Here is a 17,792-nt window from a genome sequence, read left to right as displayed (position 1 = left end):
CGGGCGTGCCACGTCCGGGGCGCGCGGCGACGGGTACCAGGGTCCCGCGCGAGCCGGCGAGGGGAACCGCGGGCGGTACGACCGGGACGCGACCGACCGCCGTCGGGGCGGCACGGGCCCGCGTGACGACCGCCGGGGCGGCGACCGCGGCGGGCACGCACCCCGCGCAGGGGCGGGCCGGGACCGCGAGGGCTTCGACCGTCGTCCCGAGCCGCGTCATCCCGCGGGGCCGGCGATCCCCGACGAGGTGCAGATCTCTCAGCTCGACCGCGCGGCTCGCGGGCGCCTACGGACCCTGAGCAAGGAGACGGCCGAGGTCGTCGGACGTCACCTGGTCATGGCCGGACGTCTCATCGACTCCGACCCGGAGCTCGCCTACGAGCACGCGCAGGCCGCCGTGCGTCGCGCCGGCCGTGTCGACGTCGCGCGCGAGGCGGCGGGCCTGACGGCCTACGCGACCGGCCGGTACGCCGAGGCGCTCCGCGAGCTGCGCACGGTGCGACGCCTCAACGGGTCGTCGGAGCACCTGCCGATCATGGCCGACTGCGAGCGCGGGCTCGGGCGGCCGGAGCGCGCGCTCGCCCTGGCGGCGTCGGAGGAGGCCGCGACCCTGGACGAGGTGGGGCGCACGGAGCTCGCGATCGTCGTGAGCGGCGCGCGCGTCGACCTCGGCGAGCTCGACGCGGCACTCGGGGCGCTCGAGCAGGTGCCCGCCGTCGGGACCCGCGGCGAGCTGGGCGCACGCGTCCTGCAGGCGCGCGCATCGGTGCTCGAGGTCGCGGGGCGGACCGAGGAGGCCGCGGAGATCCTCGCGGGCATCGACGCGAGCCTGCTCGCTGCGGCGCTGGGCGAGGAGGACGACGACGTCGTCGTCTACGACCTGACGGACGAGCTCGAGGAGTCCGAGCAGCTCGCGGACGAGGGTCCGGGCGCGACGGAGGATGCCGCGCCGTCCGACGGGGCGGACCGGTGAGCGCCGGGCTGCTCGGGAGCGACGTCGCGCTGGCCGACCGGTACGACCTCGCGCTCGTCGACCTCGACGGCGTCGCGTACCGCGGGCACGAGCCGATCGAGCACGCGTCCCAGGGCCTGACGACGGCGCGCGCCCGCGGCATGCGTCTCGTGTTCGTCACGAACAACGCGTCGCGCGAGCCCGGCTCGGTGGCCGAGCAGCTGACGGGCCTCGACATCCCCACCTCGGCGGACGAGGTCATGACCGCCGCGCAGGCGGCCGCCGCGCTGCTGCGGACCCGCCTCGAGCCGGGCGCGCGCGTCCTCGTGGTCGGTGGGGCGGGCCTGGTGACGGCGGTCCACGACGCCGGGTTCGTGCTCGTGGAGAGCGCGGACGACGAGCCCGACGCCGTGGCGCAGGGCTTCGCGCCGGAGCTCGGCTGGGCACAGCTCGCCGAGGCGGCGTACGCCGTCCAGCGGGGCGCGTGGCACGTCGCGAGCAACCTCGACCTCTCGTTGCCGACCGCGCGCGGGTTCGCGCCGGGCAACGGGTCGCTCGTCGGTGCGGTCCGCGCCGCGACGGGCGTGGAGCCCGACAGCGCGGGCAAGCCGTCGCCGACCATGTACCGGCTCGCGATCGAGCGTGCGGGCTCCGAGGCGCCGCTCGTCGTCGGGGACCGGCTCGACACGGACCTCGCGGGCGCCCGCGCGGGCGGCTATCCCGGTCTGCACGTCCTGACCGGGGTGAGCACGGCGCGGGACGCGATCCTGGCGGAGCCGCACCTGCGCCCGCACTACGTGGGCGCCGACCTGCGCAGCCTCCTCGAGCCGCACCCGGTGCCCGTGCGCACCGAGGCCGGCTGGTGGTCGTGCGGTGACAGCGCGGCGCGCGTCGACGACGGCGCGCTGCGCCTGGACGTGCGCGGCACCGCGACGGTCGACACCGTCCGGGCGGCCGCCGCCGCGGCGTGGGCCTCCGCCGACGCGGGGCTCCCCGTGGACCCGTCGACGGTCCCGGAGCTGCCCGTCGGGACGCACTGAGCCCGACGGTCGGGCGGCGCGACGCGCCGCCTGGCGCAGGCCGCCGGTCGTGCCCGTCCGTGGGACGCAACCGGTAGCGTGGTCCGGGATGCCCGGCGACGGCCGGGCGACGTTCGCGCAGCCCAGCAGACAGGAGGCAGGACATGACGGACGGTCCGCTGCGTCCGGTTCCCGGACCGCCTCCCGGCGGACGACCGGTGAGCCCGGCAGCCGGGCGGGACGGCGAGGCGCCGTCGCCGGTCGTCAGCCCGCTCGACGCCGCGCTCGGACGGCTCGACGAGCTGGACGGGCTCGCCACCGCGGACCACGTGGGGGTGCTGGAGGCCGTGCACGACGCGCTGGTCGCCGAGCTCGCCCGCACGGAGGACTGAGCGTGGCCGAGCGCTCCGGTGCGCGCCTCGACGGCGAGCTCGTCCGGCGCGGGCTCGCGCGCTCGCGCCGGCAGGCCGCCGAGCTCGTGGCCGCGGGCCGGGTGACGCGCAGCGGGACGGTCGTGACCAAGCCGTCGGCCGCCGTCGGGCCGGACGACCTGCTCGCGGTGGCTCCCGACCCGGAGGATCCGGGCTACGCCTCGCGCGCCGCGTTCAAGCTCGCCGGGGTGCTCGACGCGCTGGACGCGCTGGACCCTGCGGGCGCGCCGCTGCGACCGCCCGCCGTCGACGGCGCGCGGTGCCTCGACCTCGGGGCATCGACCGGGGGCTTCACCGACGTCCTGCTGCGCCGGGGCGCGCGCGAGGTCGTCGCCGTGGACGTCGGGCACGACCAGCTCGTGCCGGCCCTGCGCGCGGACCCGCGGGTGCAGGTGCACGAGGGGCTCAACGTCCGCGACCTGGTTCCCGAGCACGTCGGGGCGGTGCCCGACCTCGTCGTCGGCGACCTGTCGTTCATCTCGCTCGCGATGGTGCTGCCCGCCGTCGCGGGGGTGGTGGGCCCGGGCTCCGACCTGCTGCTGCTCGTCAAGCCGCAGTTCGAGGTCGGCCGGGAACGCCTGGGGAGCGGCGGCGTCGTGCGCGACCCCGCGCTCCACGTCGAGGTCGTCGCCGCGGTCGCGCGGCACGCGGCGGTCGTCGGGCTGCGCCCGCTCGCCGTCGTGCCGAGCCCGCTGCCCGGACCGAGCGGCAACCGCGAGTACTTCTGGTGGCTGCGGGCGGGCGATCCCGGCCGTGCCGACGGCACCGGGCTCGAGGACTCCGCGCTGGAGGACGCCGCCGCCGCGGCGGTGGCGTGGCGACCCGCGCCCGACGGAGGCCTGCCGCCCGTCGTCCTCGTCGCCCGGGCGGCCGCGGACGGACCGGCTCCGACGCGCGACGCCACGACGCCCGACCGACCCCTGACAGGAGGAGCACCGTGACGCGACGCGTGCTGATCGTGACCCACGGCGGCCGCCCCGAGGCGGTCGTGGCGCTGCACGAGGCGGTGACCGAGCTCGAGCGCGCCGGGTTCACCGTGACGCTGCACGACGACGACCTCGCGGAGAAGTTCGGCGACCACATGGCGCACACTCGGGCGCGCGAGGGCGTCGCGGAGTCCGAGGTCGTCATGGTCCTCGGGGGCGACGGCACGATCCTGCGCGCCGCCGAGCTCACGCACGGGACCGGGGTGCCGCTGCTCGGCGTCAACCTCGGGCACGTGGGGTTCCTCGCCGAGAGCGAGCGCGAGGACCTGCGCGCCGCCGTCGGGCGGCTCGCGGCGTACGACTACACGGTCGAGGAGCGCACGATCGTCGAGGTGCGCGCCTTCCTCCCGGGCGAGCCGGAGCCGCTCGTGGGGTGGGCGCTCAACGAGGCGACGGTCGAGAAGGCGCAGCGCGAGCGCATGATCGAGGTCGTCCTCGGCGTCGACGGCCGGCCGCTGTCGTCGTTCGGGTGCGACGGCGTCGTGACGGCGACCGCGACCGGCTCGACGGCGCACGCGTTCTCCGCGGGCGGTCCGGTGATGTGGCCGGACGTCGACGCGGTGCTCGTCGTGCCGCTCGCGGCCCACGCGCTCTTCGCGCGGCCGCTCGTGGTCGGTCCGCGCTCGACGATCACGGTGGACGTGCTGCCGGACTCGGCGTCGTCGGGCGTGCTCACGTGCGACGGCCGTCGGCGCATCGACCTGCCCAACGGCTCGCGGGTCGAGGTGCGGCGCTCGGACACGCCCCTGCGCCTCGCGCGCCTCAGCACGGCCCCGTTCACGGACCGGCTGGTGTCCAAGTTCTCGCTCCCCGTGGTCGGGTGGCGCGAGCGCGCGGCGAGCGTCGCCGCGACGGCAGGGACGACGGCGGAGCGCGCGGCCGCGACCGCGGGCAGGGAACCGGGGGAGCCGGACGTCACGGACGAGGAGGAGTGAGCGTGCTCGAGGAGATCGCGATCGAGAACCTCGGCGTGATCCGGTCGGCCCGCGTCCCGGTCGGGGCGGGCCTGACCGTGATCACGGGCGAGACGGGCGCGGGCAAGACCATGGTGCTCACCGGGCTCGGCCTGCTCATGGGCGGCAAGGCGGACCCGGCGACGGTGCGCCCGGGCGCGGCGAGCGCCGTGGTCGAGGGGCGCGTGCGCGTCACCGACCGTCCGGCGGTCGCGCAGCGGGTCGACGACGCGGGCGGCCAGGTGGACGACGACGGCACGGTCGTCATCCTGCGCACGGTCGCGGCGGAGGGCCGGTCGCGCGCGCACCTCGGCGGGCGCAGCGTCCCGCAGGGCGTGCTCGCGGAGATCGCCGACGACCTCGTGACGGTCCACGGACAGTCCGACCAGCTCCGGCTGCGGACCGCGAGCCGGCAGCGCAGCGCGCTGGACGCGTTCGCCGGTCCACCGCACGCCGAGCTGCTGACCGCGTACCGCGACGCGTGGACCGAGCGGTCCGCGCTGCAGGCGGAGATCGACGACATCGAGGCGCGCGCGGGCGAGCGTGCCCGGGAGGCCGAGCTGCTGCGCCTCGGCCTCGCCGAGGTCGAGCGGGTGGCGCCGCAGCCGGGCGAGGACGTCGAGCTCACGGCTCTGGTCGCGCGGCTCGGCAACGTCGAGGAGCTGCGGGTCGCGGCCCAGCTCGCGCACGACGCCGTGGCCGGCGACGAGGCCGTGGAGCCGCAGGAGAACGCGGTCGTGTCGGTCGACCGAGCGCGGCGCGCGCTCGAGGCGGTGGCGGGCACGGACCCCGTGCTCGCCCGGCTCGCGGAGCGGCTCGCGGAGGTGGGCTACGTGCTCGCCGACGTCGCGACGGAGATCTCCGGCTACGTCGAGGACCTCGCCGCCGATCCCGCGGGTCTCGAGACCGCGCACGCGCGCCTCGCCGAGCTCGGCACGCTGACCCGCAGCTACGGCGAGACGGTCGACGACGTGCTCGCCTGGGCGAGCGACGCCGGGCTGCGGCTCCTGGACCTGGACGACGGCGGCGAGCGGCTCCATGCCGCGACCGCGCGCCGCGACGAGCTCGACGCGGAGCTGGAGCGCCTCGGGACCGCGATCACGGCCTCGCGCGAGCGCGCCGCGGCCGAGCTCGCGACGGCGGTGACCGACGAGCTGCGCGGGCTGGCGATGGGTGGCGCGAGCCTCGTCGTCGACGTCGAGCGCGCCGAGGAGCCCGGACCGTGGGGCGTCGACGTGGTGACGTTCTCGCTCGTCGCGCACGCCGGCGCGCCGGCCCGGCCGCTGGGCAAGGGCGCGTCGGGCGGCGAGCTCTCCCGCGTGATGCTCGCGATCGAGGTGGCGCTCGCGACGGCGGCGGTCGACGGCACCGGACAGGTGCTGCCGACGTTCGTCTTCGACGAGGTCGACGCCGGTGTCGGGGGCAAGGCGGCCGTCGAGGTCGGGCGCCGGCTCGCGTCCCTCGCGACCCGCGCGCAGGTGGTCGTCGTGACGCACCTCGCGCAGGTCGCGGCGTTCGCGGACGTCCAGCTCGTGGTGACGAAGTCCTCGGACTCGTCGTCGGGCACGGACGACGGGGACCCGGCCGCGGCCGTCACGGTCACCGGTGTGCGCGAGGTCACGGGGGACGAGCGCGTCCGCGAGCTCGCGCGGATGCTCTCCGGGCAGGAGGACTCGGACGCGGCCCGCCGCCACGCGGTGGAGCTTCTGGAGTCCTCGGTCGTGGGACGATAGGGCACGATGAGACTCACTCTGCGCAAAGCCTCCCTGCCGGAGGCCGGGTCCGGCACGCTCGGCCCGGCCAAGGTCGACGCGCGCACCAAGGCGCTCACGAAGCGGCTCCAGCCGGGCGACGTCGCGGTGATCGACCACGTGGACATCGACCGCGTCGCCGCCGACGCCCTCGTCGCGGCCAAGCCGTCCGCCGTCCTCAACGCCGCCAAGTCGGTCTCGGGGCGCTACCCGAACCTGGGGCCCGACGTCCTCGTCGAGGCGGGGATCGTGCTCGTCGACGACCTGGGCCCGGCGATCATGGCCGTCCCGGAGGGCCGTGAGCTGCGGCTCGACGGCGGCAAGGTCTACCTCGGCGACGACCTGGTGGCCGAGGGCGTCCTGCAGAGCGAGGAGACGGTCGCGCGCAGCCTCGAGGAGGCGCGCGCCAACCTCTCGGTCGAGATCGAGTCGTTCGCCGAGAACACGATGAACTACCTGCGGCGCGAGCGGGACCTGCTGCTCGACGGCGTCGGCGTCCCGGACATCCGCACCCCGATCGACGGGCGGCAGGTGCTCATCGTGGTGCGTGGCTACCACTACCGCGAGGACCTCGCGACGCTGCGCCCCTACATCACGGAGTACCGGCCCGTCCTCATCGGCGTGGACGGCGGCGCGGACGCGATCCTCGACGCCGGCTGGAAGCCGGACATGATCGTCGGCGACATGGACTCGGTCTCCGACCGCGCGCTGAGCAGCGGCGCCGAGGTCGTGGTCCACGCGTACCGCGACGGCAAGGCGCCGGGGCTGGAGCGCGTCCAGGAGCTCGGCGTCGAGCCGGTCGTTTTCCCGGCGACGGGCACGAGCGAGGACATCGCGATGCTCCTCGCCGACGACAAGGGCGCCGAGGTCATCGTCGCCGTCGGGACGCACGCGACCCTGGTCGAGTTCCTCGACAAGGGCCGCGCGGGCATGGCGAGCACGTTCCTCACCCGGCTGCGCGTCGGTGGCAAGCTCGTCGACGCCAAGGGCGTCTCGCGCCTGTACCGGCACCGGATCTCCAACCTCCAGCTCTGGCTCCTGTCGATCGCGGGGCTCCTCGCCGTCGTCGCGGCGCTGTGGTCGACGGCAGCGGGCCAGACGTTCTTCGGGATCGTCGGCGCCCGGTTCGACGACCTCTGGTCGTGGGTCGGGTCGCTCTTCACGGGCGGCGGCTGACCCGACCGGGCCGCCGTCGTCGGCCCGCGCGCGTCGTTCCCGACCGCGCCCGACCCGCGCTCCCGCGCACCCTGACCTTGCCAGCACGCAGCAGCCCGAACCGAAGGACACCACCGCACAGTGATCGACTTCAGGTACCACATCGTCTCGTTGATCTCGGTCTTCCTGGCCCTGGCCGTCGGGATCATCCTCGGCGCCGGCCCGCTCCAGGGAGCCATCGGCGACCAGCTCACCGGGCAGGTGGAGCAGCTGCGCACCGAGCGCAACGAGCTGCGCGACCAGCTCGACGAGGCGAACGTGACGCTCGGCAACGACTCGCGGTACATCGAGGCGGCGGGTCCGCAGCTCGTCGCGGGGTCGCTCCAGGACCGTCGCGTCGCGGTCGTCGACCTGGACGGGGCGGACAAGGAGCGCGACGACGCGATCGCGGAGCAGCTCGAGCTGGCGGGCGCCTCCGTGGTCGGCCACGTCCGGCTGACGGACTCGTGGACGGACCAGGACGAGGAGAGCGCGCGCCAGACCGTGGCCGAGGGCCTCGGGGAGAAGCTGGGGGAGGTCCCGCAGGACGCCACCCCCGAGCAGCGGCTCGCCCGTGCCCTCGCCCTCGCGCTCACGGGGTCGACGCCCGCGAGCTCCGAGGAGCGCAGCCCGGAGGCCACCGAGCTCGAGGCGCTCCTGGAGCGCTTCGCGCTCGTGGACGTGGTGTCCGAGCAGACGCTCCCCGCGGACGTCGTCCTGCTGCTGAGCGGCCCGGCGCCCGAGCAGGCCGCCCCGACGGGGGAGGGCGGGGAGGCCCCCGCACCGGACACGTACGTCGTCGACATCGAGGTCCAGGTGGCCGTCGCCGCCCAGGAGGTCGCCGAGGCGGCCCTCGTCGCGGGCCCGACGGCGGTGAGCGGCGACGTCGTCTCCAGCATCCGCGCGAACGACGACCTCGCCGCGACGCTGTCCACGGTGAGCGGCATCGAGGCCGAGCCCGGCCGGATCAACGTCCCGCTCGCCCTCGCCGCACGCGTCGCCGACCAGGTCGGGCAGTTCGGGTTCGAGGAGAGCGCGACGGCGGTCCTCCCGCCCGCCGTCGAGCTCCCGCCGGTGACGCGCACGACGTCGTCCGACGCGGGCGCTCAGGACGCGGCGGCGGGCGACACCTCGGGCGGCACCTCCGGCGGCACGGAGGACGGCGGTTCCGCGGACGTCGAGCAGACCACCGCCGGCGCGGGGGAGGGCTGACGTGGCGCGCGCGCTGCGCACCCTCGCCGCGGCCGGGGTCGCCGCCGTCGTGACCGCGACGGCGCGCCGCGCGGCCGGTTCGCGCCCGCCGGGCGGCACGGAGCGCTGGACGCGGACCAACCACCGTGGCGAGCCGATCAGCCTGCTCGAGGGCCCGGCGGTCGCCGCCGGCCTCGTCGCCGGGACGTTCGCGACGGGCGGCGCCGCCCGCACGCGCGGCGCGGTCGCCCTCGCGACGGCGAGCGCGGGCGCGTTCGGCCTGGTCGACGATCTCGCGGAGGACACGTCCACCCGGACGAAGGGCCTGCGCGGCCACCTCGGCGCGCTCGCCGAGGGCCGCGTGACCACGGGCGCGCTGAAGGTCCTCGGGATCAGCGGCGTCTCGCTCGTCGCGGCGGCGGTCGGGACGCGGCGCACGGGCGGGGCGTTCGGCCACCTCGTGGACGTCGGCGTGAACGGCGCGCTCATCGCCGGGACGGCCAACCTGCTCAACCTCCTGGACCTCCGCCCGGGCCGTGCGCTCAAGGCGGCGGGGGTGGCGACGGTGCCGTACCTCGGCACCGCGGCGGCTCCGACGACGGGCGCCGTCCTCGGGGCGGCCGTCGCCGCGGCGCCGGGTGACCTGGGCGAGCGCGACATGCTCGGAGACTGCGGCGCGAACGCGCTCGGCGCGGCGCTCGGCTCGCAGGTCGCGTTCGCGGCGCCCCGCTCGGTGCGCTGGCTCGCGCTCACCGGCGTGGTGGGCCTGACCCTGGCGAGCGAGAAGGTGAGCTTCTCGAAGGTCATCGAGGGCAACGACGTGCTGCGGCGCGTGGACGCGTGGGGCCGGCGCCCGGCGTGAGCGCGCGGGCGGGGCGGCTGCGCGCCGCCACGGGCACCCTGGCGGGCGCCGCCGCGATGATCACGCTCGTGACGATCGCGAGCCGCCTCGTCGGCTTCGCCCGGTCGCTCGTGCAGTCGGCGGCGGTCGGCACCGAGGGCGTCGGGTCGGCGTACACGGCGGCGAACCTCCTGCCGAACGTCCTCTTCGAGGTCGCGGCAGGTGGCGCGCTCGCGGGCGCGGTCGTGCCGCTCCTCGCCGGGCCCATCGCGCGCCGGGCGGGCACCGACGTCTCGCGCATCGCCTCGGCCATGCTCGGGTGGACGCTCGTCGTGCTCGTCCCGCTCGGGGCGCTCCTCGCGCTCCTCGCGCAGCCGATCGCGTCCCTCCTCATGCTGGCGAAGCACCCCGAGCTCGTCGACGTGACGGCGACCTTCGTGCGCGTGTTCGCGCTCCAGGTCCCGCTGTACGGGCTGGCGGTCGTGCTCGGGAGCATCCTCCAGGCGCACAAGCGCTTCTTCTGGCAGGCGTTCTCGCCGCTGCTGTCGAGCCTCGCCGTCATCGTGGTCTTCCTCGTGTTCGCGCGGCTGGCGGACGGGGACCAGGCGGACGTCGCGGCGCTGTCGGGCGACGCCATCGCCTGGCTGGGCTGGGGAACGACGGCGGGCGTGGCGGTCCTCGCGCTGCCGCTCGTGCTGCCGGTGCACCGGCTGGGCGTCCGGCTGCGGCCCACCCTGCGGTTCCCGGGCGGCGAGGCCGTCCGGGCGCGCAACCTGGCGTTCGCGGGGATCGGGGCGCTCGTCGCGCAGCAGCTCTCCGTGCTGGCCATCATGGGTGCCGCCTACCGGTACGGGCCGGAGCAGACCTTCCCGACGTACTGGTTCGCCCAGCAGGTGTACCTGCTGCCCTACGCGGTGCTGGCGTTCCCGCTCGCGACGAGCGCGTTCCCACGGCTCGCCGAGCACGTCGCCCACGCGCGCCACGACGCCTACCGACGCCTCCTCGCGACGACGACGCGGACGCTGATCGTCGTCGCGGGCCTCGGCGCGGCGGCCCTGATCGCCGCCTCGGCGGCCGTCGAGGCGGTGTTCGCGCACATCGCGACGGGATCGGTCGCCGGACTCGGGGGCGCGGTCGCGGGCATGGCCGTCGGCATCGTCGGCTTCTCGCTCATCCTGCACCTCTCGCGTGCGCTGTACGCCATCGACCGGCAGCGCGTGGCGGTCGTCGTGACCGCCGCGGGGTGGCTCGTGGTCGCGGCGACCGCCTACGTCCTGCCCGCCGTGACCGGCGTCCGCGACCAGGCGGGAGTGCTGCTCCAGCTCGGGCTCGCGACCGCGGTCGGGATGTCGGTCGCGGGCGCCGGGCTGCTCCTCGCGACGCGCCGCCACGCGGGGCCCGAGGCGACGCACGGGGTCCCGCGGACCCTCCTGGTCGTCGCCGTGGGCGTGGCCCTCGGCGCGCTCGGCGGCTCGGCCGTCTCGGGCGCGCTGCTGCCCGACGACGCGGGCTGGCTGCCCGCCGTCGGCGTCGGCGCCCTCGCCGCGCTCGTGGCGGGCGCGGTCGTGGTCGGGGTGTCGCTCGTCGGCGACCGTCCCGCGCTGCTGGGCGTCCTGCGCCGAGGACCGGGGGAGGGCACCCCGACGACGGGGGCGTCCTCGGGGTGACCACGGACGTGGCGCGTCGCACTCGCCGGCCAGCGTGCCGTCGTCGGGGGCGCTGTTAGGATGGAGTTCCGTGGCAGATCACCTGAACCGGCCCTCCTCCCGCCTCAACGCCTCGGGCGCTCGCACCGAGCACCGCACCGCGCACGTCTTCGTCACCGGCGGCGTCGCCTCCTCGCTCGGCAAGGGCCTCACGGCATCCAGCCTCGGTCGTCTGCTCCGCTCGCGCGGCCTGCGCGTCACCATGCAGAAGCTCGATCCGTACCTCAACGTCGATCCCGGGACGATGAACCCGTTCCAGCACGGCGAGGTGTTCGTCACCGAGGACGGCGCCGAGACGGACCTCGACATCGGCCACTACGAGCGCTTCCTCGACGTCGACCTCGAGGCCTCCGCGAACGTCACGACCGGCCAGGTGTACTCCCAGGTCATCGCCCGCGAGCGGCGCGGCGAGTACCTCGGCGACACGGTCCAGGTCATCCCGCACATCACCGACGAGATCAAGGCGCGCATGCGCGCCCAGGCCGGTGAGGACGTCGACGTCATCATCACCGAGATCGGCGGCACCGTCGGCGACATCGAGTCGCAGCCGTTCCTCGAGGCCGCGCGCCAGGTGCGCCACGAGCTCGGCCGGGACGACGTCTTCTTCCTCCACGTGTCGCTCGTGCCGTACATCGGCCCGTCGGGCGAGCTCAAGACGAAGCCGACGCAGCACTCGGTCGCCGCGCTGCGCTCGATCGGCATCCAGCCCGACGCGATCGTGCTGCGCGCGGACCGCGTGGTGCCCGAGTCCGTGAAGCGCAAGATCGCCCTCATGTGCGACGTGGACAACGAGGCGGTCGTCAACGCGATCGACGCGCCGAGCATCTACGACATCCCGCGCGTGCTGCACGCGGAGGGCCTCGACGCCTACGTCGTGCGCCGCCTCGGCCTGCCGTTCCACGACGTCGACTGGGACGGCTGGAGCCAGCTCCTCGAGCGCGTGCACCAGCCCGCCCACCGCGTCGAGGTCGCGCTCGTCGGCAAGTACATCGACCTCCCGGACGCGTACCTCTCGGTCACCGAGGCGCTGCGCGCGGGCGGGTTCGCGAACGACGCGAAGGTCACGATCCGCTGGGTCGCGTCCGACGAGTGCCAGACCCCGGCCGGCGCGGACGACGCGCTGCACGGCGTCGACGCCGTCCTCGTGCCGGGCGGCTTCGGCGTGCGGGGCATCGAGGGCAAGCTCGGCGCGCTGCGCTGGGCGCGCGAGAACAAGGTCCCGACGCTCGGCATCTGCCTCGGCCTGCAGTCGATGGTCATCGAGTACGCGCGCAACGTGCTCGGCATCGACGACGCGTCGTCGACCGAGTTCGACCCGGGCACGTCCCACCCCGTCATCGCGACGATGGAGGAGCAGCTCGCGATCGTCGGCGGCGACGGCGACCTGGGCGGCACGATGCGCCTCGGGTCGTACGAGGCCGCGCTCGCGCCGGGATCGGTGGTCGCCAAGACCTATGGGTCGGAGCGCGTCACGGAGCGCCACCGCCACCGCTACGAGGTGAACAACACCTACCGCAAGCAGCTCGAGGAGGCGGGCCTCGTCATCAGCGGGACGTCGCCCGACTCGTCGCTCGTCGAGTTCGTCGAGCTGCCCGCGGACGTGCACCCCTACTACGTGAGCACGCAGGCCCACCCGGAGTTCAAGTCGCGCCCGACGCGCTCCCACCCGCTGTTCGCCGGCCTCGTCGGCGCCGCGCTCGAGAACCAGGCCGACTGAGTGGCCGCCGAGCCGGGCCCGGTGCCGGCCGAGGCGACGGGCGGCGCGCCCGTCGTCGACGCCCTCGCCCCGCGCCCCGTCGTCGAGACGACGGTCGTGCACGCGGGTCGCGTGTTCGACCTGCGGTCCGACGTGGTCGACCTGGGGGACGGGGGCCGCGTCACGCGCGAGTACCTCGACCACCCCGGGGCGGTCGCGATCGTCGCCCTCGACGAGCAGGAGCGCGTCCTGCTGCTGCGGCAGTACCGCCACCCCGTGCGGCGCGAGCTGTGGGAGGTGCCCGCGGGCCTGCTCGACGTCGTGGGGGAGGACGGGCGGCTCGCGGCGGCCCGCGAGCTCGCGGAGGAGTCCGACCTGCAGGCCGCGCGCTGGGACGTCCTCGTCGACTACTTCACGACGCCGGGCGGCTCGAACGAGGCGCTGCGCGTCTTCCTCGCGCGGGACCTGTCGCCCGTCCCCGACGACGAGCGGTTCGAGCGCGAGGCCGAGGAGCTCGACATGGAGCTGCGGTGGGTGCCGCTCGACGAGGCGCTGCGCGGCGTCCTCGCGGGCGAGCTGCACAACCCGTCCGCCGTCGTCGGGATCCTCGCCGCCGCCGCGTCGCGCGCGGGCGGCTGGGCGTCGCTGCGCCCGGCCGACGCGCCGTGGCCGGAGCGCCGCGGGGGCTAACGCGCCCGGCGGCGCCCGCCGCCGGCCCCCGCACCGGTTCCGGTAGCGTCCTGGAGCGTGGGCTCTCCTCTTCCCGACCTCGTCCCGGTCCCGGGCGGCCGGATCGACGTCGTCGACGCGCGCACCCGGGAGTCACGACCCGTCGTCCTGGAACCGTTCCACGTCGCTCGCACCCCCGTGACCGTCGGCCAGCACCGAGCCGTGCTCGCCGCCGACCCGCTCCGGCCTCGACGCGGGCCGTCGGCCGACGGGCGCCCACGCTCCACGGCGGAGGAGCAGGACCGCACGTCCGGGGAGCCGGACGACGTCCCCGTGCACGGGGTGACGTGGTTCGAGGCGGTGCTCTGGTGCAACGCGGCCTCCCGGGTGGCGGGCCTGGACCCCGCGTACCGGGTCGAGGGTCGGGACGTGCGCTGGGACGTGCGGTCGGCGGGCTACCGGCTCCCGACCGAGGCCGAGTGGGAGCACGCGTCCCGCGGCGGGACGTCCGGTCCGCGCTACGGTCCGATCGGTGACGTCGCCTGGACAGCGGACGACGACGCCGACGGTCCACGGCCCGTCGCCACGCGGCTCCCGAACGCGTTCGGTCTGCACGACGTGCTCGGCAACGTCTGGGAGTGGTGCTGGGACTACGCCGACACGGCGCGCTACGGCGAGTACCGGAGCCTGCGCGGCGGTGGCTGGGCGGACCGGCCGTGGAGCGTGCGCGCGGGGGTGCGCCGCGGCAGCGCGCCCGACGCGCGGATCGAGGACGTCGGGCTGCGGGTCGCGCGGGGCGCCGTGGGCGAGCCGGGCGTCCCCGCCGCCCAGGGCTGGTCGGACGCGGCGGACCGCGCCCGGGCGCAGGTCCCCGGCCTCCTGCCGCTCGGATGGACGCCGTTGACGTTCCCGCCCGCCGCCGGGGACGCCGCCGCCGTCGTCGGTGCCGAGGACTAGGCTCTGACGACGTGCCCGCACCCGACGCCCCGACCCCACCGGGGGACGCGCGCGTCCGCGTCCTCGGACCGGTACGGGTCCCGGGAGCGGACGGCGCGCCCGTCGTCCCGCGCGGGTCGCGGGCGGCCGCGCTCGTCGCCGCGCTCGCGCTCGCGGGTGGTCGGGCGCTGGGCGTGACGACGCTCGTCGAGGACCTGTGGGGGTCCGACGCGCCGCAGGACCCGCGCGCCGCGCTCCAGAGCCTCGTCTCCCGGCTCCGGCGGGACGCCGCACCCGGGACCGTCCTCTCGCGCGCGGGCGGCTACGCCCTCGGTGTGCCGAGCGACCTGGACCACGCTCGTCGCGCGCTCGCGGACGCCCGGACCGGGACGCGTCCCGGCACCGCGCGCCGGGCCGCGGGGGACGCGGGGGACGCGGCGACCGTCGCCGACCTGCGGGCCGCGCTCGCGCTGTGGCACGACGAGGAGCCGGGCGCCGACGTGCCCGGACCCGTCGGGCACGCGCTGCGCGTGGAGGCGGCGCGGCTGCACGACGGGCTGACGGCCGCGCTGCGGTCGGCCGCGGCCGCCGCCGGGGACCAGGAGACCGTCGTCGCGCTCGCGACGGCGGCGCTCGACCGCGACGAGACCGACGAGGACGCCGCGCGCGACCTCATGACGGTCCTCGCGGCGTCGGGCCGGGAGCGCGAGGCGCTCGCCGCGTACGCGCGCGTCCGCCACGCGCTCGTCCGCGAGCTCGGCACGGACCCGGCCCCGGACCTCCAGCGGCTCGCCGCCGCCCTGCTCGACCCTCCGTCCGGTGCGGGCGCCCCGGCGCCGTCGTCTGCCGCGGCACCGTCCGGCGGCCCTGGCGCCGCGGCCCCGGTGCCCGGCAGGGCCCCGGGCGCCCGCGTCGCGCAGGTGCGTGGCGTGCGCGTGGCGCCCGACGCGCTCGTCGGCCGGGACGAGGACGTCGACCGCGTGCGGGACACGCTCGCCCGGTCGCGGCTCGTCACGGTGCTCGGTCCGGGCGGGCTCGGCAAGACGCGCCTCGCGCAGGAGGTCGCGCGCCGCGCCGCCGCGACCGGGTCCGCCGACCTCGTGGTCGTCGTCGAGCTCGCGGGCGTGCGGTCCGACGAGGACGTCGTCGTGGCTCTCGCGGACGGGCTGGGGATCTCGCCACCCGCGCGCACGGGGCGGCTCGCCGACCGCCTGGCGGCGCCGGAGCTGCGCGAGCAGGTGCTCGAGCGCGTGCGGGGGCGCGACGTCCTGCTCGTCCTGGACAACTGCGAGCACGTGCTCGACGGCGCGGCGCGCTGGACCGCCGACCTGCTCGGCGCCGCACCGCACCTGACCGTCCTCACGACGAGCCGGTCGCCCCTGCGGCTCCCGGCCGAGCACGTGTACCCCCTCGACGCCCTGGAAGCGGACGGTGGGGCCGGACCTGCCGTGCGTCTCTTCGTCGAGCGTGCGCGCGCCGTCCGGCCCGGCGCGAGCCTGCCCCCTGACGTCGTCGCCCGGCTGTGCGACCGGCTCGACGGTCTCCCGCTCGCGATCGAGCTCGCCGCGGCCCGCGTGCGCACCATGAGCGTCGAGGACGTCGAGCGGCACCTCGACGAGCGCTTCGCGCTGCTGCGTTCCGGCGACCGGCTCGCCCCCGACCGGCACCGCACGCTCGAGGCCGTGATCGAGTGGAGCTGGAACCTGCTCGGGGAGACGGAGCAGGACCTGCTGTGCCGTGCGGCCGTGTTCCCCGACGGGTTCTCGGCCGAGGCGGCACAGGCCGTGGCCGATGGCCCGTCCTCGGGAGCGGTGCTCGGCGCGCCCGTGTGGGGGATCCTGGACGCGCTCGACGGGCTCGTCGCCCAGTCGCTCCTGCGGGTCACCGAGGACGACGGGGTCGTGCGCTACCGGATGCTCGAGACCGTGCGGGAGTTCGGCGCCCTGCGGCTCCAGGACGCGGGCACCACGGCCGCGGCGCACGAGGCCGTGCAGCGCTGGGCCGCCGCGCTCGCGGACCGCTGCGCGGACGCGCTCGTCGGGGGCGACCAGGCCGCCGCCGCGACCGACCTGCGGCGCGAGCAGGAGAACCTCCTCTTCGCGCTCCGCGAGGCGGTCCAGGACGGCCGACCCGACGTCGTCGTGCGGGTGTTCACGGCGCTCATGGGGTCCTGGCTCCTGCTCGGCATCGAGGACCAGGCGGCCGGGCTCGTGGAGGTCGTGCTCGACTCCGTCGTCGGCTGGGCCGTCCCGGCCGAGGACGTCCAGCCCGCGGCGCTCGCGCTCGCCGCGGTCGCCGGCGCCGGGGCGTTCGCGCGCCCCGAGCTCACCGCCCGGGCGCTGGGGAGGCTGCGCCGCCTCCTGCGCTGGCCCGACGTCGGGCGACGCACCCGGGCGTTCGCGCGGCTCCTGACGGTGCGCAGCACCGAGGAGATGGAGGCGACGCTCGCGAGCCTGCGGGCGGACGACGACGCGTTCGTCGCGATGCTGGCCGAGTTCACGACGGCCCAGATGGCGGAGAACGAGGGGCGCCTCGCCGAGGCGCGCTCGTGGGGCGCGCTCGCGCACGAGCGCGCGGTCGCCCGAGGCGACGTCGCGGCGCGCGCGACGACGGCGATGTTCCTCGCCTCGTGCGCGAGCGAGGCGGGCGACGCGGAGGACGTCGGACGCTGGGCCGAGGCGGCGCGCGACCACCTGCGCGCGCTGGGCGCGACGGCGACGTTGCAGCAGCTCGACTGGGTGGAGATGTCGGCCGCGGTGACGCTCGGCGAGACGGAGCGCGCCGAGCGGATGCTCGCGGCGCTCGACGGCACGGTGGGCGGCACGGACGTCCCGCCCGACGTGCGGTCCGTCGTCGCCATGGGCCGGGCGGAGGTCGCGGCGATGCACGGTGACGACGACGCGGCCCTCGCGCTCTACGGCGAGGCCGCCGCCTCGTTCGACGACGAGGCGCGCTGGTCGCCCTGGTACGTCCTGCTCGTCTCGTCGTGGCTCGTGCGCCTCGCGGCGGCCAGGTCCGCGCTGGTCCCGACCGTCGCCCACGAGCTCCGGTCGCTCGTGCTCGGGATGCACCGGGCGCGGCCGCACTTCGTGGACTACCCGGTCGTCGGGACGTCGTTCCTCGCGCTCGGCGTCGCCTCCGTACCCGGTGCGGAGGGCACGCCGGACGCGGGCGCGGCGCGCGGGGCCCTCCTCGTCGCGCTCGCGGAACGGATGGGCTCGCGCCAGGACCAACCGTCGCTGCGGCACGAGAACGCCTGGGCGCGGGTGACCGACGTCGCCGGTGCCGCGGTCGCGGAGCGCGCACGGGCCGAGGCTCGTGACCTGGACCGGGGCGAGCTCGCGCGCCGGGGCTTCGCGCTCCTCGACGAGGCCGAGGCCGAGCTCGAGGGCGACGCCGGCGGGGACCGCTCCCACGACGCCTGACGGCGAGGGGCCGGCACCCGCTCGGGTGCCGGCCCCGCCTGC

General features: G+C 76.6%; 14 protein-coding genes. All 14 read left to right on the top strand.

Features of this window, described 5'->3' with window-relative positions; translation table 11 throughout:
• Positions 1 to 247 precede the first annotated feature (247 nt).
• The 14 genes from ABRQ22_RS10205 (at position 248) to ABRQ22_RS10140 (ending at position 17,750) form a co-directional block, all read left to right on the top strand.
• Complete coding sequence (locus ABRQ22_RS10205) at positions 248 to 973, top strand: hypothetical protein (protein WP_353709432.1); 726 nt, start codon at positions 248 to 250, stop codon at positions 971 to 973.
• Positions 970 to 1,992, top strand: coding sequence for an HAD-IIA family hydrolase (locus ABRQ22_RS10200; protein WP_253048963.1), 1,023 nt, complete (start codon positions 970 to 972; stop codon positions 1,990 to 1,992). Before ABRQ22_RS10205 ends, ABRQ22_RS10200 begins: the two co-directional genes overlap by 4 nt.
• A gap of 143 nt (positions 1,993 to 2,135) precedes the next feature.
• Positions 2,136 to 2,363, top strand: coding sequence for a hypothetical protein (locus tag ABRQ22_RS10195; RefSeq protein WP_253048966.1), 228 nt, complete (start codon positions 2,136 to 2,138; stop codon positions 2,361 to 2,363).
• Between the two features lie 2 nt (positions 2,364 to 2,365).
• Positions 2,366 to 3,343 (top strand): TlyA family RNA methyltransferase, encoded by a 978-nt coding sequence (locus ABRQ22_RS10190; protein WP_353709431.1) that lies wholly within the window; start codon positions 2,366 to 2,368, stop codon positions 3,341 to 3,343.
• Positions 3,340 to 4,323: an NAD kinase gene (locus tag ABRQ22_RS10185; protein ID WP_353709430.1), complete on the top strand. Its 984-nt coding sequence runs from the start codon at positions 3,340 to 3,342 to the stop codon at positions 4,321 to 4,323. The genes ABRQ22_RS10190 and ABRQ22_RS10185 overlap by 4 nt, the downstream gene beginning before the upstream one ends.
• A gap of 2 nt (positions 4,324 to 4,325) precedes the next feature.
• Positions 4,326 to 6,074, top strand: coding sequence for a DNA repair protein RecN (recN, locus tag ABRQ22_RS10180; protein WP_353709429.1), 1,749 nt, complete (start codon positions 4,326 to 4,328; stop codon positions 6,072 to 6,074).
• Positions 6,075 to 6,080: 6 nt separating this feature from the next.
• The gene (gene steA, locus ABRQ22_RS10175) at positions 6,081 to 7,268 is read left to right on the top strand and encodes a putative cytokinetic ring protein SteA (RefSeq protein ID WP_253048979.1); all 1,188 of its coding nucleotides are present in this window, start codon (positions 6,081 to 6,083) and stop codon (positions 7,266 to 7,268) included.
• A 120-nt stretch (positions 7,269 to 7,388) separates the two neighbouring features.
• Positions 7,389 to 8,498 (top strand): copper transporter, encoded by a 1,110-nt coding sequence (locus ABRQ22_RS10170; RefSeq protein WP_353709428.1) that lies wholly within the window; start codon positions 7,389 to 7,391, stop codon positions 8,496 to 8,498.
• A 1-nt stretch (position 8,499) separates the two neighbouring features.
• A complete protein-coding gene (locus ABRQ22_RS10165; protein WP_353709427.1) occupies positions 8,500 to 9,339 on the top strand; it encodes a hypothetical protein in 840 nt (279 codons plus the stop codon).
• Complete coding sequence (locus ABRQ22_RS10160) at positions 9,336 to 10,985, top strand: lipid II flippase MurJ (protein ID WP_353709426.1); 1,650 nt, start codon at positions 9,336 to 9,338, stop codon at positions 10,983 to 10,985. Before ABRQ22_RS10165 ends, ABRQ22_RS10160 begins: the two co-directional genes overlap by 4 nt.
• A gap of 82 nt (positions 10,986 to 11,067) precedes the next feature.
• Positions 11,068 to 12,741 (top strand): CTP synthase, encoded by a 1,674-nt coding sequence (locus tag ABRQ22_RS10155; protein ID WP_353709537.1) that lies wholly within the window; start codon positions 11,068 to 11,070, stop codon positions 12,739 to 12,741.
• Positions 12,742 to 12,762: 21 nt separating this feature from the next.
• Positions 12,763 to 13,410, top strand: coding sequence for an NUDIX hydrolase (locus ABRQ22_RS10150; protein WP_308202262.1), 648 nt, complete (start codon positions 12,763 to 12,765; stop codon positions 13,408 to 13,410).
• A 57-nt stretch (positions 13,411 to 13,467) separates the two neighbouring features.
• Positions 13,468 to 14,346 (top strand): SUMF1/EgtB/PvdO family nonheme iron enzyme, encoded by an 879-nt coding sequence (locus ABRQ22_RS10145; protein ID WP_353709425.1) that lies wholly within the window; start codon positions 13,468 to 13,470, stop codon positions 14,344 to 14,346.
• Between the two features lie 11 nt (positions 14,347 to 14,357).
• Positions 14,358 to 17,750, top strand: coding sequence for a BTAD domain-containing putative transcriptional regulator (locus ABRQ22_RS10140; protein WP_353709424.1), 3,393 nt, complete (start codon positions 14,358 to 14,360; stop codon positions 17,748 to 17,750).
• The last annotated feature ends 42 nt before the right edge of the window (positions 17,751 to 17,792 follow it).

Source organism: Cellulosimicrobium sp. ES-005 (assembly GCF_040448685.1).
GTDB lineage: Bacteria > Actinomycetota > Actinomycetes > Actinomycetales > Cellulomonadaceae > Cellulosimicrobium > Cellulosimicrobium cellulans_G.
This window is presented reverse-complemented; position numbering and strand designations above follow the sequence as displayed.